Below are 23,429 nucleotides of genomic sequence, written 5' to 3'. Positions count from 1 at the left end.
AGGAGGCTCTTTTTTTCTAGTTCATATACGTTCCGCCATTCATATTGATGGTTTCTCCTGTGATAAAATCCGACTGGTCAGAAGCTAAAAATGTCACAACATTTGCGACTTGTTCTGGTGTTCCAATCGTTTTCAAAGGAATTCTATCTAAAACCGAACGCCGGTATTCATCGCTCCACTGTTTGCTCATGTCTGTTTCGATTGGACCAGGGCAGACAGCATTCACATGAATGTGGTGCTCTGCTAATTCTTTGGCAAGATGCATGGTTAAATAATTGATGCCTGCCTTTGATGCACCGTATGCAGGTGATGCATTGTGATGAGGGGTTTTGCCAGTTGTAGAACTCATATTAATAATCTTTCCGCCTTGTTGTTTGATCATGTCAGGAATGACCGCTTGGCACATGAGGAACGTGCCGGTCAAATTAATATCAATCAATCGTTTCCACTCATCAAGGGATGTCTCGACTGTGGATTTTCGTAAATTGATCCCAGCATTGTTGACCAGCAGATCAATCTGTCCAAAATGTGTTTTCGCTTGCTCCACGAGTGAAGAGGCTGTCTCTGGTAAACTAGCATCACCAGCAACATAAACGGCTCGTTTCTCTTTTTTATTCAGTGAGGAGCAAACCTCTTGCAGCAGCATGTCGTTCGTTCCATTGAGAACGACGCGCACTCCTTCGCAGGCAAGTGCCTCCGCAATGGCGCGGCCAATCCCTCTGCTTGCACCTGTAATGATCGCTACTTTATTTTGTAAACTCACGTACATCCCACCCATCTCTCATTTTAAAAAGCGCTTTCATTCATTATAAAACGGTATGTTTCATCATTCAACATATATAAGGGGATTAGGGGGATTTTCAGTTAAGGTGTTTCATAATTAAACAAATACTTCCTTTCAACTTCAGGTTATACTAAAAGGACAAAGCAGTAGAAAAGGGGGCAAACCGTTGAAACTTTATACGAAAACCGGGGATCAGGGTCAAACAGGCTTGATCGGCGGAAGAGCTGATAAAGATGATGTGAGAGTAGAGGCGTATGGAACGCTAGATGAGGCGAATAGCTTTATTGGACTCGCGCATGCAAAATTACGGCAGCATGGCGAATTGTTTCAGGACCTTTTGCCAGAGCTGATCGTTATACAGCATGAGCTGTTTGACTGCGGCGGTGATTTGGCAGCAGTCAAACCACGTAAAGAAGGCAAATTAACAGAAGCCTCTGTGACAGCCCTTGAGAAAAGGATGGATGTCTATGTAGAAGAGGCCGCGCCGCTCACCAAGTTTATTTTACCAGGCGGTCAGGAAGGCGCTGCTCTCTTACATGTGGCGCGGACAGTCGTCAGAAGAGCCGAGAGGCATATTGTGACGCTTGCGAAACAGGAGGAGATTCCAGCTGTTGCGCTCACATACGTAAACCGTCTATCCGATTATTTATTTGCAGCCGCCCGAATCGTGAATCATCGGCTTGGTGAAGCTGATGTTGAATATGAACGAAGTGCCGACGTGTTTCGTTCTAAATAAGGAAAGCACTCTTCAAATAGAAGAGTGCCCAGCGTGTAGACAAACCCTCGCATTCTTTGTCAGGTCTGCGCTCCGGTGCTCACGAATGTTCAATTCGCTCCGCTCCTCGTCCTTCCTAGACTGCAAAGGTTTTCTATCACACTGAAAAAAGAAGACCAAGGGCTAAAATTGCCCTTGGTCAACAATCTGAGCACTCTTCAAATAGAAGAGTGCTTTTTTATTAGGTTCTGCCGCTCAGTCTGAGCATTGTTACGACTCTAGTCGCAATCAAAGATCAATCTGTGACACGTTTTGCCGGCTTTCTTTTTTGACTATAGTTAAAGCAAGGAGCAAGAAAGGAGGCATGAAGATGAAAATAACAAGTAAAACCATTATCGGTTCAATTTTATTGTTTGTCGGTTTATCCATCTTCTTTGGTGGTTCATTTGGTGGACTGATCCCGGTTTTGATTGGGGCAGGGCTCATCTATGTAGGTGTTAAAAAATACGAAAAAGGCAGTAAAACCTTAGGTGTCATTCTAGCAGTCATTGGTGTATTGATCGTCGTGCAATTTTTGCCGTTTATACTTGGCATCGCATTTGCAGGGGTACTTCTTTATTTTGGCTGGTCGATGATCAATGGTGAATCTACCAAAAAATCATCAAGCAGAGCATATATGGAGCCAAACACGGCACCTAATACGGAAGAACCGCTTCACACGTCTTTTGATCAAGAATGGGAAGACTTTTTAAAGAAAAAATAAAAGGAGGAACATCAAATGGTATTAAGAAGAGTAAGAGATATGTTTGTTGCAACTGTCAATGAAGGCTTAGATAAATTGGAGAATCCGCGTGTCATGCTGAATCAATACGTTCGTGATATGGAGGATGATGTTGCGAAAGCGAAACATGCCATCATCAAACAGCAAACGATTCAGCAAGGCTTCCTGCGCAAAGCAGAAGAGACGGAAGCATTTGCTGAAAAGCGAAAGAAGCAGGCCGAGCTGGCATATCATGCGGGAGAAGAGGAGCTTGCACGAAAAGCGCTCACAGAAATGAAGTATTTTGAAGAAAAGCACAACGAATATCAGGAAGCCTACCAGCAATCTGTGAAACAATTGAAAGAGCTGAAAGAGCAATTGCAGCACTTAGAAACGAAGCTGCGTGATATAAAAGACAAGAAGCAGGCACTGATTGCAAGAGCCAATGCCGCACAGGCAAAGCAGCATATGAATGATTCCATCAATAAAGTAGACAGTGAAAGTGCATATAAAGAGTTTCTCCGAATGGAGAACCGTATTGAAGAAATGGAAACAAAAGCAGGCAGCTATGCACAATTTGCGGATCAAGGTGCATATGCTCATTTAGATTATGCCGACGAGGTTGAAAAAGAATGGCAGAAGCTGAAGCTCGAGAAAAAGCCTGAACAACAGCAAGCAAACGTATAGAGATCACATCGGAAGAAAAGCAGGCTTTTTCTTCCGATATTTGATTTCTTTCTGTTTCGCTTTTCCTTATAATGAAAAGGTCAGAAGATAAAGGGATGGTATGAATGAAGCGATTAATCGGTCTAATTTGTATACTTGTAGGTATCTTTTTAATGATTGGCATGCTTTTCAAAAATGAAGATCTCTTTCATTTAAGTTTTTCCCGTGAAAAACCAGTGACAAAAGCTTCAGCGAAAAAAGAGGAGATTGATCAATTAGATATTTCTCTTTCTGGGTTTCGCGTGAAGGTAAAACCTGAAAATCGTTCCGATATTTCCGTGACTACTGTCAATGGAAAAGGGAAAATGTATGCGGAGCAAACAGGCGGTACGTTCAAAATTCGCGCTGAAAATAAAAGCTTTTTGTTTTTCACTCAATTTGAAAAAGGAGAGCTTTTAGTTAAAATTCCAACAGATTATCATAAAAATGTGAAGATTACGGGTGGAAGCGGAGTCAGCGAGATGAACGGAGAAGGAAAACTGTCCCTTCAAGATGTGATACTCAAATCAACGAGCGGAAACCTCACAGCTGAGAATTTCTCAGCAAAAAATGTAGAAATCAAAGCAACCTCTGGCAGGCTGGCAGTGTCGCACATCGATGCGAAGGATAGTGATATTGGGGCAACTTCAGGGCGTGCCGATATTAATGATGTCAAAGGCGAGCTGCAATTGGGCATGACAAGCGGCCGGTTGACAGCAAGTTTTGATACAATTGAGTCACCTGTCTCCTTTCATATGACATCAGGGAGCGCGAAATTTAATTTGCCAGATGACGGAGATTTCAACGTTCAGGTGAAAAAAACAAGTGGAAGCGTCGATCACTCGTATGACTTTGATCAAGTGGATAGTGAAGGTCGAGGCTTTACAGGTACGCGGGGGAAAGGGACACATTTAGTCGATATTGAAATGACAAGTGGTAACCTCAAGCTGCGGTAATGATTGAAAGAAAGGAAGGAGGCGAGTCAACTGCGTTTTACAAGGAATCAAATTTTAGGCATCATTGTCGTGATATTTGGTATTAATTTATTTCTCAAAATTATTGGGATCGGAGCAGATTTGTTTTGGCCTGTGTTTTTTGCGCTGGCGGGTTATTGGCTGCACTCACGATCCAAACGTTGGCTCGGTTCAGTTTCCTATATTTTTGCCGGCTTTCTCTTCTTAAAATTTCTGCTCAATATTACATTTAGTTTAACAGGTTACTTATTTGCGGCCTTTTTGATTTATGCCGGCTATCGCTTATTGAAAAATAAACCTGTTTTTGATGTCGATAAAAAGGAAACATCAGACGACGGGAAGCCTTCACTGAAAGTCAATCTTGAAAAAAAGGACGATCAGAAGAAAACAAAAAGCCAGACAAAGCCGCGCAAAGAGCATGACTTTTTTATCGGTGAAGTCAGGCTGATGAAAAAGCCGTTTCAATTAAGTGATTTGACGATTTCAGGTTTTATTGGCGATGTGAAAATCGATTTATCAAAGGCGATCATCGCAGAAGAAGAGAGTACGATCGTGATTAGCGGGCTGATCGGAGATGTGGATATTTACGTACCGCAGGATATTGAAGTATGTGTGAGTGCTTCCGCCGCGATTGGTGATATGAAAATCATAGATGAAAAAAGGAGCGGGTTCGGCAGTAAAGTGTACGTGATGACCAACGATTACGATGAGAGCAAACGAAAAGTGAAAATCTCCATCTCTCTATTGATCGGAGATGTGGATGTGAGATACTTATGAGGAAATTCCATTTAGGCCTCCAGTGGCAATCTGTTCGTCTTGGCGTCGGTATCTCGCTCGGTGTTGTGACGATGACGACACTGCCGATGTTTTTTTATTATCAGCTTGATCCGATGATCCTGCTTTCTACCCGCTGGTTTGGCATACCGTTTTTTTGTATTTTACTCATCGTTAGTCTTGCGATTGGGATTTCTGCCGGGAGTGTATTTGGCTATCAGCATAAGAAGCGCCTCGATCAGCTTGTAGAGTCGATTTTGAAATTTGAAAATGGAAACTTTGCATACAGACTGCCGTCTCTTGGCGACGATGAAATTGGCTTAGCCGCCGATCAATTAAATGAAATGGCGAAGCGGGTGGAAGGGCAAGTAGCCTCTTTGCAAAAGCTTTCAAATGAACGGGCTGAATGGCAGGTTCAAATGAAGAAATCGGTCGTCTCAGAAGAGCGGCAGCGGCTTGCACGAGAGCTCCATGATGCGGTCAGCCAGCAGTTATTTGCGATTTCGATGATGACTTCAGCTATTCTTGAAGGCATGAAGGAAAAGGACGAAAAGATATTAAAGCAAATGCAGCTTGTCGAACGAATGGCTGGCGATGCACAAAATGAGATGCGTGCTCTTCTGCTTCACCTAAGACCGATCACGCTAGAAGGAAAAGACCTGAAAAAAGGCTTAATTGAGCTGCTAAATGAATTTCAAGCAAAGCAGCCGATTGATATTGATTGGGAAATCGAAGATGACGTTCCGTTATCTAAAGGAGTAGAGGACCACCTCTTCCGAATTGTGCAAGAAGCCCTGTCTAATGTATTTAGGCATGCAAAGGCGACAAAGGTAACTGTGCGCCTGCTCATAAGAAACCGGCAAGTGCAGCTAAAGATTATTGATAATGGTATCGGCTTTCAAACAGACCATGTGAAGACAGCCTCCTACGGACTTGAATCGATTCGAGAGAGAACAAGTGAAGTAGGCGGTGTCGCAGAGATTATGTCATTTGAGGGAAAAGGCACACAAATTGATGTGAAGGTTCCCATTTTTGATGAAGGAAAAGGAGAGAACGTTCGATGATTCGAGTGCTTTTAATCGACGATCACGAAATGGTGAGAATGGGTCTTGCGGCCTTTTTAGAGGCGCAGGCTGATATTGAAGTCATTGGTGAAGCGTCAGATGGACAAAAAGGTGTAGAGCTAGCCGTTGAATTAAAGCCAGATGTGATTTTAATGGATCTTGTCATGGAGGGGATGGATGGCATCGAAGCAACGAAAAGAATTTGTCAGGAAATTGAAGATGCCAAGATTATCGTTCTGACGAGCTTTATTGACGATGATAAAGTCTATCCAGTGATTGAGGCGGGTGCTTTAAGCTATTTATTAAAAACATCCAAGGCAGGAGAAATTGCTGATGCCATCAGATCTGCAAGTATCGGCGAACCAAGACTTGAATCAAAAGTGGCTGGAAAGGTCATGAATAAACTCCGTCATTCATCAAATGGGTCCATCCTTCACGATTCATTAACGGCAAGAGAAATGGAGATCTTGAAGCTGATTGCGGATGGGAAATCGAATAAGGTCATTGCCGAGGAATTATTTATTACAATTAAAACGGTGAAGACCCATATTACCAACATTCTTTCCAAACTTGATGTGGAAGATCGAACGCAGGCGGCTGTGTATGCGCACCGTCATAAGCTGATTCAATAAAAAAACAGCTTTCAAGTGAAAGCTGCTAGAACATGCGTAAAATTAGTCCTTCTGTCCTGTGATCGGACGTTCGGATAGTTGATGGAGCTCAGGAACTGGAAAAGCCTCCTGCTCCTTGGCCGGTTTTTCTTCCAGGGTTTTCTTCATTTCGGATAAAAGCTTTACGCTCTCCTTTGCTGCTGCCGCTTTTTTTTCCTGCAAATCAATGATCTGTGAAAGTCCGACGAATAATCCGCCTCCCAACAGAAGGAGCGCAGGGGTTTGTCCATAATAAACCACGATCAAAAATGTGCTTGAAAAGCTGTCGGCTTCAATGAAGAAATCTTCTTTTGATTGCGTGAATACAACGATTAACAGAAGTATCCCTAGAATCAAAAATAGAATGCCGGCCGAAAGTAAAGCTCGTTTCATGATTGACACCCTTTTTTTCTTACCATTTTAACATACTCTATAAAGATTGTGTTGCGCCCTTAGTCCCGAAGTCACGGATTTTCACATTTGCTTTGTAACGAATGTCCGATTCACTAAATATTTCATCCCAATGCTTCGCTTCTTTTCGAAAGTCCTTTGGATACGCAATACTCGCTTTTTGATAAAACCCGCAAATATCTGCTTTGATCTCATGCTGTAATTCCCCAATGAAATCTTTTACGTTTTTCTCTAATCGACGCTCCACAACACCTTCAATCTCTTGGAGATACTTTTCATTAAATGCATTTTCCCGCTCATTCCAATCCTCAGATAATCTTCCTTCAAGCGCCACTGACACATTAAATTGATATTTTCCGCTGGCTGTTTTATTCGTTTCAATGTTGTGTTTCAGTTTAAAAATCTCAAAAGAATAGATGCTGTGATCATATTCAAATTCAATGACTCCGCCTTCTCCGTCTCCGGTCAACAGGTTATACGACTGCACGGCTAACGGAGAGATGTTGGTGAGAAATCGTCTGTTCTTTATAATAGAGGCTCCGTCCAGCATTAATTTCCCTTGATCCACACCGACTTTCGGAACAGCAAAAGATACGTTGTTTTGCATAGCAGAAGAAATATCTCCTAATGAAGCGGGCTTGAGCATACGTATAGTCGATTTAGTATTCCTAGAAATATCATATAATGTAGAAGAAGCTGGCTGTCCATCGTCATTGATTTTCAGCAAGTCCCCAGGCTTCTCAGAAGTCATAAAGACAAGGCTTCCTCTCCGTGTTTCATTGTCGCGAATAAATTGATTAATGACGAGGTCGAAATTATTCTCATTGATGAGCTCCTCAGAAAATAAATACACCCTCAGCTGCTGGGCGAAAATCCGGTGACTCTTGAGCGTTGTTGTTCGGAATATTTGATGTACGGAATCACCACTAGTTTCAATAATCTTTGTTGGGTCTTTTACGCTGGATTCTTGCTCAATTTTTTGAGGAACAAGGACTTGCATAGATATTTTAAGCTTATGACCGTCATCTCCTTTATCTAAGCCAAAACCAATCGCCATGTTGAGCTCCTCAATATTGGTACTATCCCAGCATCCACTTAATAGAACAAGGGCCAGGTATGCAAAGGCCGCCTTTTTTTTCATGCTGCTTTCCGCCTCCTTTTAAAAAACACGATGATAAATAAGAGAAACGGGAGGATGCCGAATAAAAGGAAAAATAAATGGTTCACATAGGTTAAATAATCGCGCACTGTATCAACATCCTTTGGGAAAACGGCGGCAAAGTAGATGACAATTCCCATCAACGTGAGTACGACTTTTTTGGGTAATTTTGTTAGTTTGGATACCCCCATTGCAGCAAAAAACGTATATCCTACAAAGCTCGTATAAAGCTGAACAAGCCAAACGATAAGCAAAAAAGATTCAATTCGCTCAATAAAAATCCCCTGTATATCGAACGATTGAAATAAAGCAATCGTCGGCCAAGTCAACGTCGCAGTTTCTTTCACAGTGAACGCACCAACGACAAGAATATAGGTGAATATATAAATGATCGCAGGAATTAAAAAGCCGATTGCGCCATAAGCAAAGGTGTGTTTTTGCGTGTTCATATAGACAGGCATAAACAGCATCATTTCAATGCCGACAAACGAAATGGCTGATGCGTTAAGGGATTTGAAGACAGGGGAGAATCCCTCTCCTAAAACAGGCCGGAGGTTATCTAACTTAAATTCTTGAACACTGAGTCCATATGCAACAAATAAGATAATCAAGGTCACAATGAGGAAAAAAGGGCAAAGTCTGGCAAAATCACCAATCCCGCCGACTACGAGATAAAGACCAACCAAAATAAAGCTGATCATTGTCACCGCTACAGGTGTGTTTTGAAGCAGAAAGAACTTCACCATTTCTGACATAGCCCGTACTTCATAGCTGGCAACGCCAAGAAAATAAACAATAATGAGCAGGTTAGCAAGAGCACCAATCCACTTTCCAAGCCCCTCATTTGTATAATCATAGTAAGAGGAGAAGGGGACTTTTTTCATCATAAGGACATTCACAAAAATAAATACAATGTAAATGACGCTCATGAGTAAGAGTGCAATCCAGCCATCAGGTGTAGTTGCAGCCTGTGCCATTGCTCTGGGCAGAATCATCATACTTGCACCTAATGTTGTATTGGCAATAATGGCACTTGCCTGATAGCTGGTGATCGACTCTTTATGATTGACCATATCGTTCTCCTTTCTTTTGATTTTTCAAAGGCAATCGAATGATGGAATTGTCTTCATTTTTATAGCTGAACACAAAGTCTGGCGAAAAATAAGGCGTACCAAAACTTTTTTGCCGTGTTAAATGGGTAAGGAGAACGAGCATGAACAGCACAATCCCATATAAACCCAAAGTAGCTGCCGTAAACATGGACACAAAGCGGAGCACGCGGAACGACATGCCCATCCCGTATTGAGGCACAGTAAAGGAAGCAAGGGCAATCACACTGACGATAATCACCATAATCGAGCTCACAATATGAGCCTGAACGGCCGCCTGCCCAATGACGACTCCGCCTACAAGTCCAATCGTTTGACCGAGCGGATTTGGCAGCCTTAAACCAGCTTCCCGCAGCAGCTCAATCGTTATCTCCATGATGAGTGCCTCCACAATAGGCGGAAAGGGGACATTTTCTCTTGTACTTGAGATCGAAATAGCCAGTGTTGTTGGTAAAAGTCCTTGATGGAAGGACACAAGCGCAATATAAATGGCTGATAAAAATAATGTCAGAAAGATAGAGGTAAACCGCAGCATACGAATGAGAGAGGCGGCGATCCACCTTTCATAATAATCATCAGGTGATTGCATAATCGTCGCGAGAGAAGCAGGTACAATTAACACAAAAGGTGAATGATCAACAAAAATGGCGACACGTCCATTATTTAAAGCAGATGCCACTTTATCCGGCCGTTCTGTGTTTTGGATTTGCGGGAAAGGCGAGTACACATTGTCCTCAATCAGTTCCTCAAGAACACCAGAATCTTGTATATCATCAATCGTGACCTGTTTGAGCCTTTTTTTCACTTCTTTTAAAACAGACGATTGAGCCATACCGTCAATGTACATGATGGTCACTTGGGTGTACTTTTTTTGACCAATTTTCATGTCAACGGTTTTAAGATTGGGGTTTTTCAAGCGCTGTCTCACAAGAGCTAAGTTCGTATCTAAATCTTCAATAAAGCCAATTTTCGGGCCTCTCACAATTGTTTCAGAGGTAGCGTCACCTATACTGCGTTTCTTCGTTCCATGCGTTTCTAAAATATACGCATGCTGAAATCCGTTAATCAGTACCACACAATGCCCTTCAAAAATCGCATCGACCAATTCCTCGGTGGTCTTCACAGAACGGGTGGTCATCATCGATAAATTGGATTCCAGCTTCTCTTTTGTGAGAGACGTATGATCTTGGAGAAGCAGCTTTAAAAAGGTTTGAATCTCCATCGTTTCGTTCATTTCTTTTATGTATAAATAGTAAACCACCTGTCCGTGAGGCAGTGTTTTTTTCTCATGGACCAAATCGTCCATTTCTTTTAATTGCGGAAGGATGACGGAGAGATTATCGTATAAGTGCTCTTTTAATGGAGTCTGATTCATTTGGATCACCCGCCTCAAATCTTTTTCTTAGCATTACCTGCTTGAAAAAACAATATTCTGTGTTACATTATTTTGTGGTAAAAGAAAGAATGAGGGTTTTGGAGGAAACAAGATGGCACAGATTCGTTTAGCAGGAACAAAAGAGGAGATCGACCGTATTCTACAGTCGTTTGACAAGCATTATGAGGTGACCTATACATCAAAGGATTACGGAAAAACGAACCCAAAATACAAATATTCGAAGGATGTTCGCGTTTATATTGAACTAAAATTAAAATAAAGATAAAATTTTAATTGAAAACGCTTAAAGGATTTTCGTTTTTTGTATAGAATAGAGTTGAGTGATGAGAAGCTATGGAGGGATACATAATGACAGAATTTAGAATCGAAAAAGATACAATGGGCGAAATCAAAGTGCCGAAGGACAAGTTCTGGGGTGCACAAACACAACGAAGCAAAGAAAATTTCAAAATCGGTTCTGAGAAAATGCCAAAGGAAGTTGTGAATGCGTTTGCAATTTTGAAACGTAGCACAGCGATTGCGAACGAACGACTTGGCAACCTTGAAAGCGAAAAAGCAGAAGCAATTGCTGCTGTATGTGATGATATCATCAGCGGAAAGTATGACGAGCATTTCCCGCTTGTTGTTTGGCAGACAGGCAGTGGAACACAAAGTAACATGAACATGAACGAAGTCGTTGCAAACAGAGCAACTGCTTACTTGAAAGATAAAAATAGCGAGTTCAGCATTCACCCGAATGATGACGTTAACCGCAGCCAAAGCTCAAATGATACATTCCCAACGGCTATGCACGTGGCAGCTGTTTTAGCTGTGTACAAAAAATTGCTGCCTGCAATTGACCAGTTAAGAACAACTCTTGATGAGAAAGCAAAAGCGTATCAAGAGATTGTGAAAATCGGCCGTACGCACTTGCAGGATGCAACACCGCTGACAGTTGGTCAAGAGATTAGCGGCTGGGTATACATGCTGGATCGTTCAAAAGAAATGATTCTAGAATCAACTGAAAAAATGAGAGAATTAGCCATTGGCGGAACTGCTGTTGGTACAGGAATTAACGCACATCCTGAGTTCGGTCAATTTGTTGCTGAGGAAATCAGCCAGCTGACAGGTCAAACTTTCAATTCTTCACCAAACAAATTCCATGCGCTGACAAGCCATGATGAAATTACGTATGCACACGGTGCCTTAAAAGCACTTGCAGCTGATTTAATGAAAATTGCCAATGATGTAAGATGGCTTGCAAGTGGTCCTCGCTGCGGAATTGGCGAATTGATCATTCCTGAAAATGAGCCGGGAAGCTCCATTATGCCAGGAAAAGTTAACCCAACCCAAAGTGAAGCATTAACTATGATTGCAGCGCAAATCATGGGTAATGATGCCACAATCGGTTTTGCGGCAAGCCAAGGAAACTTTGAGCTGAACGTATTTAAGCCAGTCATCATTTATAACTTCCTGCAATCAGTTGAACTACTTGCTGACGGCATGAACTCATTCCATGACAAGTGTGCAGTTGGAATCGAACCAAACCTTGAAACGATTGAGAAAAACTTGAACAATTCATTGATGCTTGTGACGGCACTAAACCCGCACATCGGATATGAAAATGCAGCGAAAATTGCGAAGCTTGCGCACAAAGAAGGATTAACACTAAAAGAAGCAGCACTTCAATTAGAGCTGTTAACTGAAGAGCAGTTCGAGCAATTTGTGAAACCAGAGGAAATGGTGACACCGAAAGCAAAATAAAAAACCAGGGGCAGCTGCCCCTGGTTTTTTCATTGAAAATATGTGTTTACAAATGATCCTCTTTCAAAATGCGCAAAAGAGATTCGGAGTTGGTTTGAAGCGGTGCATATAATTTCAATTGGTACAGCATGCCTTTCACGATGACTTGTCTTGGTTTTTGTTTGTTTAATTCATTTTCCAGGATGCCAAGCGCTTCAAATAACTCAGGCTCGTCTTTCACTTCATAGTGTGCTTCAGCAATCTCTCTTAATTCCTTTAAAAGAGATTCTGTGAGCGGATCGAATGACCGTTCATAAATTGGGCCAAACCAATCGCTCGCTTGATCTACAGAAATGAGAGGAAGATCATTTCGCTTCATCATACCGCCCATCAAATCATCGATACGATGAATCATGGTTTTGGCAAGCTCTTCTGCTTCCAGCTGAAAATCATATAAAATGGCAAGCTCGAAATAAACGTGGCTCATGCCCTCAATCGTCAAACATAAATCAGCCATATATGGAATAGCAGCGTCTCCATACACTTGTTTAATGTTATCGATGTGAAGCTGGATGGTTGCAAGCCTAATTTGTTTTGCGAGCTGCTGCGTTTCTTCATTCAATGGAAGCGCCCTGTCGCTCAGCTGCATTTTAATAAAATCCTTTTGCTGCAAAATATTATCGTAATAGACAGTGAGCTGTTTGCGGTAGGCTTCTTTTGGTGTGCCGCCCTCTGTTTGAACCTCATGAATCCGGGTAAATACCTTATCATAATAGTAATGAAGGATCGAAATGAGCAGTGCTTCCTTTGATTTAAAATAAAGATAAAAAGCACCCTTTGACATGTGGCATTCATCTGCAATTTCCTGAACAGACGTTGTGTTATAGCCTTTGCTGGCAAATAATTTCATGCCAGCCTCAATGATCATTTTTTCTTTCTTTTTCAAAATGAATGTCATCCTTTCTTACCGAGAGACAAATGTCTTAGGAAACGTGCGCAAAGAGATGTGACTTATCGGTCATAAACGACGAAAGTTTTCAAAAATTAATCAGATTGTAACTTGTTTTTTACAGTGTAATTCTTTATATTATAAAGTAAGGTGACCAACTGGTCAAAATATGTGAAAGGATGATGTTCCATGAGAGAAATCGATGATATGATTAGACGCCTGCGAACAAAAGGGATTCAAGTAGAAAAAGTCAAAATGCCGAAAGAGACAACCATTGAAAAGAAATGGATGTATCAAGCTGGCAAAAAGATCAAAGCCACATACCGTGATTTCAATGGGTATTCATTCATCTAAAAAAGACTGCGGTCAAAAACCTACAGTCTCTTCTTTGGAACCATAATTGTATAACGTACACCTAGATCATCATTTTCAATAAATATGGACGCTTGATGCATTGAAAGAATTCTTTTGACAATGCTTAATCCAATACCGAATTCGCCCTTTTTTCCCTTACTAAAAGGCTCGTATAGGTTGGACAGCATATGTTCTTCAATTGGAGGACCGTCATTACGAATGACAATGCGGATTTGATCCTCTTCCTGTTTCATCTGAATATCAATCTTACTTTTTGCGTACCGAAGTTGATTTTCTAGTACATTCTCAAATAATTTACTCCATTGTTCTGGATCGCCTTCAAGAGCAGCCTCATCATCTAAGTCCACGTTCCACTGCAATTCATTTTTCGACCAGCGTATTCGGTCGACCACTTCCAGCATCGTATTACTGAGTAGGAAGGAAGAATGTGCGGGATGTTGTTTTGATAAATAATCTAGCTTTGTTAAGTACAGCAGATCCTTGATTTTCTTCTCAAGCTTTTCCGCTTCACCTTCAATGACTTCCACCGTTTGTTCAAGATCTCCCTTAGGAAAAATACCATCTTTAATGGACTGAGTGTAGCCGCGGATGACCATGACAGGTGTCTTTAAGTCATGTGAAATATTCTGCAAAAGTGTCCGTTCTGTTTCATCTTTTTGAATGAGTTTTTGTCTCATTTCTTCAATGGTATGACCAAGTTTGCCAATTTCATCTTGCCGGTCAACGATGACAGGATCGTCCCAGTCCTCTTGTGCAATCCGTTTGACGTGCTTTTCAAACGCAACGATTGGTCGGGATAAATAGCGGGCAAGCCAAATCGATGGAATCCAGCTTAGTAAAATAACGGTGCCTAAGATAAAGATCAGCTGTTTAAACAGCGTAAAGGACAGGTCATCTCGATAAGAATCTGGTGCATAGGACAGAAGAATATATTGTGTATTGCCTGATGATACCTTTTTGATGACAAAAAAGATATGCTGGCCGTTCACCTCTTCAGAATACCGTTTCGTTGCGCTTTTCTGTTTTTTCACAAACGATTGGATTTTCTCAATAAAAGCATGCGGAAAAAACTGCGCCATTTGATCTAATTCATCTGATGGGATCAAAATGTGCTGCACGGAGCGGTTTTCCGGTGTCGATTTTGGCGAGCCGTCTCGGTTCAATGGATATTCTGTCAGCACTTGCTGTTCATTTTCGATATTTTTATAAATTTCATTTGTGAAGAAGTCACGTAATGTATTGGAAAATAGAATAATCAGGACAATGGAAATGGTGAGCAAAATGCCAGAGATCACGACCCAAATTTGAAAAGCGAGCGGTTTGTTCTTCATCCTTTCAGCATCCTATAGCCAAATCCATAGATGGTCTCGACCTTTAAGTCGGGCATTTTTTTGCGCAGCCGTCTGACAAGGTCATCCACCACACGATCTGTCCCGAAGTAATCGTGTCCCCAAATCTTGACGAGGATATCTTCACGAGAAAAAGCATGTCCCTGGTGATGTGTAAATAAAAGCAGCAAGTCAAATTCCTTAGAAGTTAAGTTAATGAGCTGTCCCTCTTCATAGACCTCTCTTACATCCTCATGAATGACATAAGAAGAAACTGAAGTGACGCTTTGCTGCGGTGTATCGCTGTTTTTATACACAAGCTCCAGCAGCTTTTGAACCCGAATGATCAGCTCACGCGGAAGAAACGGCTTCGCAATATAATCACTGCTTCCCAGCTCTAAACCGAGGACACGGTCGATATCTGCATCCCGGGCTGAAATGAAAATGACCGGTACGTCAGGTGATGCGGCTTTAATTTCTTTAATGAGGGTATAGCCGTCTGTATCAGGCAGCATGATATCTAAAATCCATAGATGCGGCGGCTTGTTCATTGCCTCGCGTGCCGCTTCTCCGGTTAAAAAAGAGGAGACATTCCAACCTTCACTCTCTAAATATTTGGTTAACAGTTCATTTAAATTTTGTTCATCTTCAACTAAATAAATGGTGTACGACAAAGTCTTCCACATCCTCTCAACGTCATTATAACGGGATACGAAGGCGGCATGTCAACAATCACACGCTTTTTTCACAATTTCACATATTCTTCTCATCATTATCCCATAATGTTTGATTATGATAAGGTCAAGGGAAAAAAGGGCATAGACAAAAGGCGGATGAATAGGTGCTTTTCATCAATGTGCGCACCTTGCTTTTTTTCTATGAATAAGTATTATATAATTTGACATATTGCCATAAAGTATTTTTCAATGATCTTTCCATTAAGAGGACCTGAAGTCCTATCTAGACATATGAATGAAACATGATGTAAAGGAGTGCAAGCGATGGATTTCCGAAGAGAAGATGAAGAGAATAAGATGAATCATCATGAAAACGCGAATCAAGACAATGAAATGAATCAGCAAAAAGATACCTATCCAGAGAATGAGAAACAAATAGACGCACCAGAAAAAGAGAAGGAACTTGTTTTTCACCAGCATGAAAACGAAGCATCTGCTACAGAGGAGAGTGTGACAAATCATTCTCCTCAAATGGTGGATGACCGTGCGTCGAAAAAAGAGAAAAAGCGGAAGGCGGCATGGCTGAGCCCGATTCTTGGAGGAATTATTGGCGGTGGTCTTGTACTTGGCATTACACCGCTTTTGCCGCAGTCACAGGATACAGCTGCCAACACGCAAACGCAGACAGCATCAAGCGAGCCGGCAGCCTCAGATAATTTCTCGACAAAACAAATCACCAATGCCACAAATGTGGCTGATATGGTAGAAGATTTAGAGCCAACCATTGTTGGGGTCTCAAACTATCAATCTACACAAAATTCGTTTGGCCTGAGCGGTGATCAAACAGAAGCTGAAGCTGGAACAGGCTCTGGTGTCATCTTCAAAAAAGATGGCAAAAAAGCGTACATTATTACAAATAACCATGTTGTCGAAGGTGCCAATAAAATCAAGGTCACCCTTTATGATGGAAAAACGAAAGACGCAAAGCTTGTCGGCAGTGATGTCATGACAGATTTAGCCGTTGTTGAAATGAACGCAGACGGTATTGATAAAGTGGCGAGCTTTGGTGATTCTTCTAAGCTTCGTGCTGGAGATAAAGTCATTGCCATTGGGAATCCGCTCGGTGCACAGTTCTCAGGTACTGTGACAGAAGGAATTATTAGTGGTCTTGATCGTACTGTAGAAGCAAATACGTCATCTGGTACGGTGGAGATGAATGTGCTGCAAACAGATGCAGCGATTAACCCAGGAAACAGCGGGGGGCCACTGATCAATACTGACGGTCAAGTCATTGGCATCAACAGCTTGAAAATCAGCGAAAGCGGTGTGGAATCACTCGGATTTGCGATCCCAAGTAACGATGTCAAACCGATTGTAGATGAGCTGTTGAAAAATGGAAAAGTTGAACGTCCATACCTTGGCGTACAAATGATTGACCTTGAGCAAGTGCCTGAGACATATCAGGAAAATACGCTCGGCTTATTTGATAAACAAATCGGCAAAGGCATTTACGTAAAGGATGTTTCAAAAGGTTCACCTGCACAAAAAGCAGGCTTGAAATCTGGAGATGTCATCATCAAGTTCAAAGGGAAAGACGTAGTGAACAGCTCTCAGCTGAAAGAAATTCTTTACAAAGAAACAAAAGTCGGCGATAAAACCACAATGACTGTCATCCGTGAAGGAAAGAACAAAAATCTAGATATTACCCTTGGACAGTCAGATAGCGAATAAATAAAAAAACAGGTGGATGTCAACATATCCACCTGTTTTTTTGTGCTTATTTTTTTGAAGAGAGTGTACGTAGTATGATCCGTTCCCACATGTTCCAAGGCAGAAGCTGCTTTGCTGTGAATGAAAGCCGTACGCCTTTTCCAACAAGATATCTCAGCCGTTTCAGCCGCTTCTTTTCTGCTAATCGTACAACAAGCTCTGCCACTTCACGAGGATCTCCATAGTTGGATTTCTGGGCATCAATATGGGCCATCATCTTTTGATAGAGTTTTGTGTATTTCGATCCTTCTGCTGGCTGAATCATTTGCTCTTTCATGGAGGTGTTCCAAATATTCGTCTGGAAAGAGCCCGGCTCGATCAAGGCCGCCTGTATACCGAACGAAGCCAGTTCAATCCGCAAGCTTTCTGTATAGCCTTCCAACGCAAACTTAGACGATACATATGGAGAAAGTGCAGGCATCCCCATTAATCCGCTGATGCTGCTCATATTGAAAATCTTTGCACCACTCGTCATAAACGGCAGCACTGCTTGGGTCATTTCCATCACACCGAAGACATTCACTTCAAATTGCTGGCGGTACGTGTCGACAGGAACCTCCTCCGCAAAACCAGCAAAGGCTGTTCCCGCATTGTTCACAAGCAGGGTAATGGGTGCATAGGCATGAAGCTTCTTCTGAAATGCTTGAATCGACTGCGTATCGGTCACATCTAACGCTTCAATATGTATCATGCCAGATAAAGAGTCTTGATCAATTTCTTCAGCGAGCTTTTTGGCATTGGTTTCCTGTCTGACGCCGGCAATCACTGTATAGCCCCGCTTGGCGAGACGCATCGTGATGAGCTTGCCAAAGCCGCTATTGGCACCAGTTACAATGGCTGTTCTTTTCATCATCCCATTCTCCTTTTTGTTTCAATTTATCATAGTGCGATGTTTTATTGAATAACGAAAAGGAGCTTGGAGAAGAATAAAAAGCGATGCTGTGAAATAGGAGGAAACACATGATGTGTTGGAAGAAGGCGGGACGAATAGGAGTGCTGCTCTTTATGCTGTCCGGCTGTCAATCAGTTGAACCGTTACAACAAACACATGAAGCAGAAGCAGAAAGTCTGTCAGCTGTTCAAATGAAGGAACTGCCATTTCAGCATGTGCATCTGCATGTACAATATGGACAGAAAAACGAATTATACGAAGCGACTTATCGTCAGGCAAGAGGCAAAGAGGAAGCGATCATCCGTGATCATATGAATGGGGTCCGCTATGAAGGAGAAGAAGCCTTGCGCGAAATGAAGATGAAGCTGAATGATATGTCGATTCCTAGTGAAAAGATCAATGAAGTGTATGTAAAGGAACTATTAGCTGCTTTTAATTTAGATGATGATTATCAGCGGATACAGATCGATCTGAAGCTAGAAGATGGGACCAAACGTACATTCCAAAGGAAGAAATAAACGAGAGTTTCTCATTTTTTAATTGAAAATGATTTTCAAGATCACTTAAATCTGATACACTAAATTGAGATAAGTGATCTTTTACGTCTGTACATAGACGATATTTCATATAAAAATTTGGATGAGAAAAGGAGCGTTTGAGCGGAATGAGTGCCATTTCTACTGAAGGTTTAAGCTTAGGCTACGGAGAAACAATGATCATCGATGAACTAAATGTATCAATCCCTAAGGGTGAAATCACAGTATTTATTGGCAGTAATGGATGCGGTAAATCCACGCTACTTCGCTCTTTGGCCCGTCTCATGAAGCCAATGGGTGGTTCTGTCCTGCTTGAAGGTCATTCCATTGCAAAATTACCTACAAAAGAAGTAGCAAAACAACTCGCCATTCTTCCACAAGGACCAGAAGCGCCAGAAGGATTAACCGTGCATCAGTTAGTGAAGCAAGGCAGATATCCTTATCAAAATTGGCTGAAGCAGTGGTCGAAGCAAGATGAAGAAGCAGTGAACCGCGCATTAAAGTCAACAAAGATGGAAGACCTTGCTGATCGGACCGTTGATTCATTATCAGGTGGACAAAGGCAGCGTGCATGGATTGCGATGACGCTGGCCCAAGAGACCGATATTATTTTGTTAGATGAGCCGACGACATATTTAGACATGACACATCAAATCGAAATTTTGGACCTTCTGTTTGATTTAAATGAGAAAGAGCAGCGCACAATTGTGATGGTTCTTCATGACCTCAATCTTGCATGCAGATATGCTCATCATCTTGTGGCGATTAAAGACAAGTCAATCTATGCAGAAGGCAGACCAGAAACAGTGATTAATTGTGATCTCGTGAAAAATGTCTTTGATATGAATTGCCAAGTGACAACAGATCCTTTATTTGGAACACCATTATGTATTCCGCACGGTAGAGGACGCTGTATTGTGCAGCAAGCGCAAGCTGAAACATTTCTTGCTGCAAGATAATCGTATGTCAAAAGCCTGACATCTGTATCTCACAGAGTCAGGCTTTTTTCTGAAAAAGGAGCGGAATATCAATGGGAAATGAATTAGATGAAAAGCTGGAAGGCTTGCTTGATAAATATACAGAGCTGCTGCTTGGTGAATCAACAGACGAGCTGAAACAAGATGTGAAACAGTGGGTGATCTACTCTCATATTGCAAAAAGCATGCCGCCGCTAGCAAAGCATTTCAATGAAACGTATCCAGAAGCAAAAGAAGAAATCAAACACACGATTCAACGGATCAAACAGTTGAACGAAGCTCATCGCGCCAATAAAGACCGTTAAAAAACTGCCAGCACTAGACTGGCAGTTTTTTTCTTATGACATTTGTGATGAACCGTACGGCGATTGATCTGTCAGTGTTTGCTGGAATTTCTGGTGTGCCTGCTGGAGCTTTTGCTGATCAGCGGCTTCAACAGAATACCAGCCATATCGGAACATGACATCATATAAATGTCTTTGTGTTTTCTGTGTTTCCAGTGCAATTCGCTGAATATCCTGATAAAGAGATTCATGACTGAATTCATTGAGCGCTGTGTTGTATCCACTTGTCATATATTTTTCAGTCGACAAGAGATCTGTGACAAAATCACGATCGTTCATGTTGGTTGTTGTGGGAACGGGAGTTTGTGGATTCCCGATTTTTTGTTGGTTTTGCTGTTCCATGTTTTTTCCTCCTATTGCATAAAGCCAGTAGACTGGCCTTGCCCTGAGCTGCCTAAATGCTGAAGAATTTGTGTGTAATGCTGATGATGCATTTGCCCAACTTGATTCAATTCTTGTTTCAAGGTTTGGTCCTGGCAATGCTCGGCCATAAAATGAGCCTTTTTCATGGCGATCAAGTTCCAGTTGAGCATATCCTCTAAGTACAAGGAATCCTTCACTGAAATGACTTCTGGGGGCATATTCATTTGCTGATTGTTCAACTTGTGTTCCTCCTTACGAATTTGTTTCCTTACTGATTCTTTTTATATTGCTGATTTTGACTGGTTTTTTTCCCGCCAAGGTCTGCTTCCTGTGATGGACCTGCGTTTCCTTTTACACTTGCAGCACTTACGCCTGCTTTCGATGGGTTTTTCTTCAAACGAGACATGTGGACATCACCTCCATTCTTACAATTCCCTCTCATCTGTAATTCATACGCCGCAAACGGAGGCACACGAGAATGTGTAAATTTTTGAAATCTGCTATTGAACTGTTTCGGAAAATCTTTTAAGATAAAGAAAGAGGCATTGCTTTTTTTTGGACAAAAAATGAATGACTGTTCATTCAAAATGTTTAGGGGGATATTTATGGGCAAACATATTCGCAAGGCGGCTGTCATTGGTTCAGGTGTCATGGGCTCAGGCATTGCTGCACATTTAGCCAATATTGGGATACCAGTTACACTGCTAGATATTGTGCCAAATGAACTGACAAAGGAAGAAACGGCGAAAAAGCGGACGCTTGATCACCCTAGTGTTCGGAATCGATTAAGTCAAGAAGCGATGAAAAAATTATTAAAGCAAAAGCCAGCACCTCTTACTTCAGCAAAAAACCTATCATACATCACACCGGGAAATCTCACAGACCACCTTTCCTTATTACACGATGCTGACTGGATCATTGAAGTCGTCACTGAAAAGCTCAGCATCAAACAACACGTATTCTCTCTCATCGACGAACACCGCAAAGAAGGAAGCATCGTATCAAGCAATACATCCGGTATTTCAGTTGAAAAAATGGCAGAAGGCCGATCAGATGATTTTAAACGCCACTTTTTAGGCACACATTTTTTTAACCCAGCTCGTTATCTAAAGCTCTTAGAAATCATTCCTATTCAAGAAACAGATCCAGAAGTACTGTCATTTATGAAAACATTTGGCGAGGATGTACTCGGCAAAGGGGTGGTTGAAGCAAAAGACACACCGAACTTTATTGCAAACCGCATTGGCACTTATGGACTTCTTGTCACAGTGCGTGAAATGCTTGAGAACAAATACACCATCGGAGAAGTGGATTCTGTCACAGGGCCCCTCATTGGAAGACCGAAAAGTGCGACCTTCCGTACACTTGATGTCGTGGGGCTCGACACGTTTTCTCATGTGGCACGAAACGTATATGAACAGGTAGAAGGAAAGGAAAAAGAGATTTTTCAGCTGCCTGAGTTTATTGAAAGAATGCTCGAAAAAGGATGGATTGGCAGCAAGGCAGGCCAAGGTTTTTATCAAAAAAATGGGAAGGTCATTTTAGAGCTTGACCCAGTGACGCTCACATATGGTGAACGCACAAAGCTAAAAGATCCAGGCATTGAAATGGCGAAACAGCAAAAGGGTGCAAAAGCAAAGTTGAAAGCGCTTATTTATCAGGATGGTCGTGCAGGGCAACTACTTTGGAATATGACAGCGCCCGTACTTCTTTATTCAGCTCATCTAAAAGGTGAAATTGCGGATGATATTCAGTCTATCGATAACGCCATGAAATGGGGATTCGGCTGGCAGCACGGCCCATTTGAGCTGTGGGATGCAATAGGTGTCAAAAAAGCCGCCGAACGCATGGAAGCAGAAGGCCGCATTATTCCAGCATGGGTGCAAGACATGCTGTCAAAAGGACACGAGACATTCTATCAAGAGAATGCTGATGGAGTGCGAGCGTTTTATCATAACGGGGCTTATGAACAGGAAAAAGGAAACGACAAACATATTTCTTTAGCTAGATTGAAAAAGAAACATGACGTCATCTTCAAAAATTCTGGTGCGAGCCTGATCGATATTGGTGATGATGTCGCCTTGCTCGAATTTCATTCTAAAAGCAATGCCATTGGACTAGATGTCATTGATATGATCAATCGCGCTGTTGATGAGACGGAAAAGAATTATAAAGGGCTTGTCATCGGAAACCAAGGGAAGAACTTCTGTGTTGGCGCAAACCTTGCCCTGATTTTAATGGAAGCACAGGACGATAATTTCTTTGAGATTGACTTTGTGATCAGGCGCTTCCAGCAGGCGATGATGAAGGTCAAATATAGCGAGCGCCCAGTCGTAGCCGCACCGTTTGGGATGACATTAGGAGGCGGAACAGAAGTTTGTCTGCCGGCAGCAGCTATACAGGCGTCCAGCGAAACGTACATGGGACTTGTGGAAGCGGGAGTAGGACTGATTCCAGGAGGCGGCGGAAACAAAGAGTTATATCTTCGTCACCTGCAAGGGTCAATGAAGCCGTCGCAGACGGCTATACAGGATGCCACGCTGAAAACATTTGAAACAATTGCGATGGCAAAAGTATCAACTTCAGCTGAGGAAGCGCGGGATATGAACATGCTCCGCGTGAACGACCGGATCAGTATGAACGGGGATCACCTGATCTATGATGCAAAACAACTGGTGCTCTCTCTTGATGAAGCCGGTTATCGTGCGCCGCTCAAGCAAAAGGTGCCGGTCATGGGAGAAACAGGCTATGCAGCGATGATTTTGGCTGCTGAAAATATGAGACTGTCTGGATACATTTCAGAGCATGACATGACCATTGTAAAAAAATTAGCTCATGTCATTTCCGGCGGGAAACTGCCATTTGGAACCGAGGTAGAGGAGCAATATTTATTAGAGCTTGAAAGAGAAGCCTTTTTAAGTCTTGTAGGAGAAGTGAAATCACAGGCACGTATGCAGCACATGCTCGTCAAAGGAAAACCTTTACGTAACTAAGG

27 protein-coding genes are annotated in these 23,429 nt (G+C 42.1%); 15 read left to right on the top strand and 12 right to left on the bottom strand.

All coding sequences use genetic code 11. The annotated features are described in order from the left end of the window. Window positions 1-16 precede the first annotated feature (16 nt). Window positions 17-763: a 3-oxoacyl-ACP reductase family protein gene (locus MHB41_RS15220; RefSeq protein ID WP_024423430.1), complete on the bottom strand. Its 747-nt coding sequence runs from the start codon at window positions 761-763 to the stop codon at window positions 17-19. Window positions 764-950: 187 nt separating this feature from the next. On the opposite strand from MHB41_RS15220, the gene MHB41_RS15215 reads away from it, so the two are divergent. The 7 genes from MHB41_RS15215 (at window position 951) to MHB41_RS15185 (ending at window position 6,408) form a co-directional block, all read left to right on the top strand. Then, the gene (locus MHB41_RS15215; protein ID WP_101676464.1) at window positions 951-1,520 is read left to right on the top strand and encodes a cob(I)yrinic acid a,c-diamide adenosyltransferase; all 570 of its coding nucleotides are present in this window, start codon (window positions 951-953) and stop codon (window positions 1,518-1,520) included. Window positions 1,521-1,869: 349 nt separating this feature from the next. Then, window positions 1,870-2,262: a membrane protein gene (locus MHB41_RS15210; protein ID WP_041115718.1), complete on the top strand. Its 393-nt coding sequence runs from the start codon at window positions 1,870-1,872 to the stop codon at window positions 2,260-2,262. A gap of 15 nt (window positions 2,263-2,277) precedes the next feature. Continuing rightward, entirely contained in the window at window positions 2,278-2,946 is a 669-nt protein-coding gene (locus MHB41_RS15205) for a PspA/IM30 family protein (protein WP_024423427.1), read from the top strand. Between the two features lie 104 nt (window positions 2,947-3,050). After that, window positions 3,051-3,920 carry a DUF4097 domain-containing protein gene (locus tag MHB41_RS15200; RefSeq protein ID WP_101676463.1) on the top strand — a complete coding sequence of 290 codons (870 nt, stop codon included), beginning with the start codon at window positions 3,051-3,053 and terminating at the stop codon, window positions 3,918-3,920. 30 nt (window positions 3,921-3,950) lie between these two features. Continuing rightward, entirely contained in the window at window positions 3,951-4,715 is a 765-nt protein-coding gene (gene liaF / locus MHB41_RS15195; RefSeq protein ID WP_034281438.1) for a cell wall-active antibiotics response protein LiaF, read from the top strand. Next, window positions 4,712-5,776, top strand: a complete 1,065-nt coding sequence (gene liaS, locus MHB41_RS15190) for a two-component system sensor histidine kinase LiaS (RefSeq protein ID WP_034280874.1) — start codon at window positions 4,712-4,714, stop codon at window positions 5,774-5,776. Before liaF ends, liaS begins: the two co-directional genes overlap by 4 nt. After that, window positions 5,773-6,408: a response regulator transcription factor gene (locus MHB41_RS15185; RefSeq protein WP_024423423.1), complete on the top strand. Its 636-nt coding sequence runs from the start codon at window positions 5,773-5,775 to the stop codon at window positions 6,406-6,408. The genes liaS and MHB41_RS15185 overlap by 4 nt, the downstream gene beginning before the upstream one ends. Before the next feature lie 42 nt (window positions 6,409-6,450). On the opposite strand, the gene MHB41_RS15180 is transcribed toward MHB41_RS15185, so the two are convergent. Genes MHB41_RS15180 through MHB41_RS15165 form a run of 4 tightly spaced genes read right to left on the bottom strand, consistent with a single transcriptional unit; the run spans window position 6,451 to window position 10,480 of the window. Beyond that, window positions 6,451-6,819 carry a hypothetical protein gene (locus MHB41_RS15180; protein ID WP_034280872.1) on the bottom strand — a complete coding sequence of 123 codons (369 nt, stop codon included), beginning with the start codon at window positions 6,817-6,819 and terminating at the stop codon, window positions 6,451-6,453. Window positions 6,820-6,856: 37 nt separating this feature from the next. Further along, window positions 6,857-7,978: a Ger(x)C family spore germination protein gene (locus tag MHB41_RS15175; protein ID WP_065215186.1), complete on the bottom strand. Its 1,122-nt coding sequence runs from the start codon at window positions 7,976-7,978 to the stop codon at window positions 6,857-6,859. Beyond that, complete coding sequence (locus MHB41_RS15170; protein WP_034280869.1) at window positions 7,975-9,069, bottom strand: endospore germination permease; 1,095 nt, start codon at window positions 9,067-9,069, stop codon at window positions 7,975-7,977. Before MHB41_RS15170 ends, MHB41_RS15175 begins: the two co-directional genes overlap by 4 nt. Continuing rightward, entirely contained in the window at window positions 9,056-10,480 is a 1,425-nt protein-coding gene (locus MHB41_RS15165; protein ID WP_034280868.1) for a spore germination protein, read from the bottom strand. The genes MHB41_RS15170 and MHB41_RS15165 overlap by 14 nt, the downstream gene beginning before the upstream one ends. A 112-nt stretch (window positions 10,481-10,592) precedes the next feature. Here MHB41_RS15165 and MHB41_RS15160 point away from each other — a divergent pair, with 112 nt between their 5' ends. Further along, window positions 10,593-10,760: a YvzF family protein gene (locus MHB41_RS15160; RefSeq protein WP_003213147.1), complete on the top strand. Its 168-nt coding sequence runs from the start codon at window positions 10,593-10,595 to the stop codon at window positions 10,758-10,760. 89 nt (window positions 10,761-10,849) lie between these two features. Continuing rightward, window positions 10,850-12,244 (top strand): class II fumarate hydratase, encoded by a 1,395-nt coding sequence (fumC, locus tag MHB41_RS15155; protein ID WP_061110061.1) that lies wholly within the window; start codon window positions 10,850-10,852, stop codon window positions 12,242-12,244. Window positions 12,245-12,290: 46 nt separating this feature from the next. On the opposite strand, the gene MHB41_RS15150 is transcribed toward fumC, so the two are convergent. Next, window positions 12,291-13,169, bottom strand: coding sequence for a TetR/AcrR family transcriptional regulator (locus MHB41_RS15150; RefSeq protein WP_061110060.1), 879 nt, complete (start codon window positions 13,167-13,169; stop codon window positions 12,291-12,293). Between the two features lie 192 nt (window positions 13,170-13,361). Between MHB41_RS15150 and spxO the strand changes: the two genes are divergently transcribed. Continuing rightward, window positions 13,362-13,526 (top strand): anti-adapter protein SpxO, encoded by a 165-nt coding sequence (gene spxO, locus MHB41_RS15145; RefSeq protein ID WP_003212782.1) that lies wholly within the window; start codon window positions 13,362-13,364, stop codon window positions 13,524-13,526. Between the two features lie 20 nt (window positions 13,527-13,546). On the opposite strand, the gene MHB41_RS15140 is transcribed toward spxO, so the two are convergent. Both MHB41_RS15140 and MHB41_RS15135 read right to left on the bottom strand, forming a co-directional pair. After that, window positions 13,547-14,878, bottom strand: coding sequence for a HAMP domain-containing sensor histidine kinase (locus MHB41_RS15140; RefSeq protein ID WP_061110059.1), 1,332 nt, complete (start codon window positions 14,876-14,878; stop codon window positions 13,547-13,549). After that, window positions 14,875-15,549: a response regulator transcription factor gene (locus MHB41_RS15135; RefSeq protein ID WP_034280861.1), complete on the bottom strand. Its 675-nt coding sequence runs from the start codon at window positions 15,547-15,549 to the stop codon at window positions 14,875-14,877. Before MHB41_RS15135 ends, MHB41_RS15140 begins: the two co-directional genes overlap by 4 nt. Window positions 15,550-15,876: 327 nt before the next feature. Between MHB41_RS15135 and MHB41_RS15130 the strand changes: the two genes are divergently transcribed. Next, window positions 15,877-17,283 (top strand): trypsin-like peptidase domain-containing protein, encoded by a 1,407-nt coding sequence (locus MHB41_RS15130; protein ID WP_101676462.1) that lies wholly within the window; start codon window positions 15,877-15,879, stop codon window positions 17,281-17,283. A gap of 46 nt (window positions 17,284-17,329) precedes the next feature. Here MHB41_RS15130 and MHB41_RS15125 read toward each other — a convergent pair whose 3' ends face one another. Then, window positions 17,330-18,172, bottom strand: a complete 843-nt coding sequence (locus MHB41_RS15125; RefSeq protein WP_101676461.1) for an oxidoreductase — start codon at window positions 18,170-18,172, stop codon at window positions 17,330-17,332. 113 nt (window positions 18,173-18,285) lie between these two features. On the opposite strand from MHB41_RS15125, the gene MHB41_RS15120 reads away from it, so the two are divergent. The 3 genes from MHB41_RS15120 (at window position 18,286) to MHB41_RS15110 (ending at window position 20,032) form a co-directional block, all read left to right on the top strand. Then, the gene (locus MHB41_RS15120) at window positions 18,286-18,732 is read left to right on the top strand and encodes a YusW family protein (protein WP_176544474.1); all 447 of its coding nucleotides are present in this window, start codon (window positions 18,286-18,288) and stop codon (window positions 18,730-18,732) included. 146 nt (window positions 18,733-18,878) lie between these two features. Continuing rightward, window positions 18,879-19,709 (top strand): ABC transporter ATP-binding protein, encoded by an 831-nt coding sequence (locus MHB41_RS15115; RefSeq protein ID WP_008347057.1) that lies wholly within the window; start codon window positions 18,879-18,881, stop codon window positions 19,707-19,709. 71 nt (window positions 19,710-19,780) lie between these two features. Continuing rightward, window positions 19,781-20,032 (top strand): YusU family protein, encoded by a 252-nt coding sequence (locus tag MHB41_RS15110; RefSeq protein ID WP_024423411.1) that lies wholly within the window; start codon window positions 19,781-19,783, stop codon window positions 20,030-20,032. Between the two features lie 33 nt (window positions 20,033-20,065). Here the strand turns inward: MHB41_RS15110 and MHB41_RS15105 are convergent, their stop codons facing one another. The 3 genes from MHB41_RS15105 to MHB41_RS15095 are packed head-to-tail and all read right to left on the bottom strand — an operon-like array spanning window position 20,066 to window position 20,840. Then, window positions 20,066-20,413, bottom strand: coding sequence for a spore coat protein (locus tag MHB41_RS15105; RefSeq protein ID WP_024423410.1), 348 nt, complete (start codon window positions 20,411-20,413; stop codon window positions 20,066-20,068). An 11-nt stretch (window positions 20,414-20,424) separates the two neighbouring features. Continuing rightward, window positions 20,425-20,658, bottom strand: a complete 234-nt coding sequence (locus tag MHB41_RS15100; RefSeq protein ID WP_224426662.1) for a hypothetical protein — start codon at window positions 20,656-20,658, stop codon at window positions 20,425-20,427. Between the two features lie 44 nt (window positions 20,659-20,702). Next, the gene (locus MHB41_RS15095) at window positions 20,703-20,840 is read right to left on the bottom strand and encodes a YuzL family protein (RefSeq protein WP_003212904.1); all 138 of its coding nucleotides are present in this window, start codon (window positions 20,838-20,840) and stop codon (window positions 20,703-20,705) included. A 199-nt stretch (window positions 20,841-21,039) separates the two neighbouring features. Here MHB41_RS15095 and MHB41_RS15090 point away from each other — a divergent pair, with 199 nt between their 5' ends. Continuing rightward, complete coding sequence (locus MHB41_RS15090; RefSeq protein WP_061110057.1) at window positions 21,040-23,427, top strand: 3-hydroxyacyl-CoA dehydrogenase/enoyl-CoA hydratase family protein; 2,388 nt, start codon at window positions 21,040-21,042, stop codon at window positions 23,425-23,427. Window positions 23,428-23,429: the final 2 nt, after the last annotated feature.

This window comes from Bacillus sp. FSL H7-0578 (assembly GCF_038630855.1).
Lineage (GTDB): Bacteria > Bacillota > Bacilli > Bacillales > Bacillaceae > Bacillus > Bacillus safensis.
The sequence above is the reverse complement of the archived record's forward strand: the minus strand, read 5'-3'. Positions and strand labels throughout refer to the sequence as shown.

Bases quoted from the DNA above. Each gene is read 5' to 3' on its own strand.
- MHB41_RS15205 (WP_024423427.1), top strand. From the start codon at position 2,278: ATGGTATTAAGAAGAGTAAGAGATATGTTTGTTGCAACTGTCAATGAA.
- MHB41_RS15160 (WP_003213147.1), top strand. From the start codon at position 10,593: ATGGCACAGATTCGTTTAGCAGGAACAAAAGAGGAGATCGACCGTATT.
- MHB41_RS15130 (WP_101676462.1), top strand. From the start codon at position 15,877: ATGGATTTCCGAAGAGAAGATGAAGAGAATAAGATGAATCATCATGAA.
- MHB41_RS15115 (WP_008347057.1), top strand. From the start codon at position 18,879: ATGAGTGCCATTTCTACTGAAGGTTTAAGCTTAGGCTACGGAGAAACA.
- MHB41_RS15180 (WP_034280872.1), bottom strand. From the start codon at position 6,819: ATGAAACGAGCTTTACTTTCGGCCGGCATTCTATTTTTGATTCTAGGG.
- MHB41_RS15120 (WP_176544474.1), top strand. From the start codon at position 18,286: ATGTGTTGGAAGAAGGCGGGACGAATAGGAGTGCTGCTCTTTATGCTG.
- MHB41_RS15210 (WP_041115718.1), top strand. From the start codon at position 1,870: ATGAAAATAACAAGTAAAACCATTATCGGTTCAATTTTATTGTTTGTC.
- MHB41_RS15175 (WP_065215186.1), bottom strand. From the start codon at position 7,978: ATGAAAAAAAAGGCGGCCTTTGCATACCTGGCCCTTGTTCTATTAAGT.
- MHB41_RS15165 (WP_034280868.1), bottom strand. From the start codon at position 10,480: ATGAATCAGACTCCATTAAAAGAGCACTTATACGATAATCTCTCCGTC.
- MHB41_RS15105 (WP_024423410.1), bottom strand. From the start codon at position 20,413: ATGGAACAGCAAAACCAACAAAAAATCGGGAATCCACAAACTCCCGTT.
- liaS (WP_034280874.1), top strand. From the start codon at position 4,712: ATGAGGAAATTCCATTTAGGCCTCCAGTGGCAATCTGTTCGTCTTGGC.
- MHB41_RS15090 (WP_061110057.1), top strand. From the start codon at position 21,040: ATGGGCAAACATATTCGCAAGGCGGCTGTCATTGGTTCAGGTGTCATG.
- MHB41_RS15125 (WP_101676461.1), bottom strand. From the start codon at position 18,172: ATGAAAAGAACAGCCATTGTAACTGGTGCCAATAGCGGCTTTGGCAAG.
- MHB41_RS15095 (WP_003212904.1), bottom strand. From the start codon at position 20,840: ATGTCTCGTTTGAAGAAAAACCCATCGAAAGCAGGCGTAAGTGCTGCA.
- MHB41_RS15200 (WP_101676463.1), top strand. From the start codon at position 3,051: ATGAAGCGATTAATCGGTCTAATTTGTATACTTGTAGGTATCTTTTTA.
- MHB41_RS15140 (WP_061110059.1), bottom strand. From the start codon at position 14,878: ATGAAGAACAAACCGCTCGCTTTTCAAATTTGGGTCGTGATCTCTGGC.
- MHB41_RS15185 (WP_024423423.1), top strand. From the start codon at position 5,773: ATGATTCGAGTGCTTTTAATCGACGATCACGAAATGGTGAGAATGGGT.
- spxO (WP_003212782.1), top strand. From the start codon at position 13,362: ATGAGAGAAATCGATGATATGATTAGACGCCTGCGAACAAAAGGGATT.
- MHB41_RS15110 (WP_024423411.1), top strand. From the start codon at position 19,781: ATGGGAAATGAATTAGATGAAAAGCTGGAAGGCTTGCTTGATAAATAT.
- fumC (WP_061110061.1), top strand. From the start codon at position 10,850: ATGACAGAATTTAGAATCGAAAAAGATACAATGGGCGAAATCAAAGTG.
- MHB41_RS15100 (WP_224426662.1), bottom strand. From the start codon at position 20,658: ATGAATATGCCCCCAGAAGTCATTTCAGTGAAGGATTCCTTGTACTTA.
- MHB41_RS15170 (WP_034280869.1), bottom strand. From the start codon at position 9,069: ATGGTCAATCATAAAGAGTCGATCACCAGCTATCAGGCAAGTGCCATT.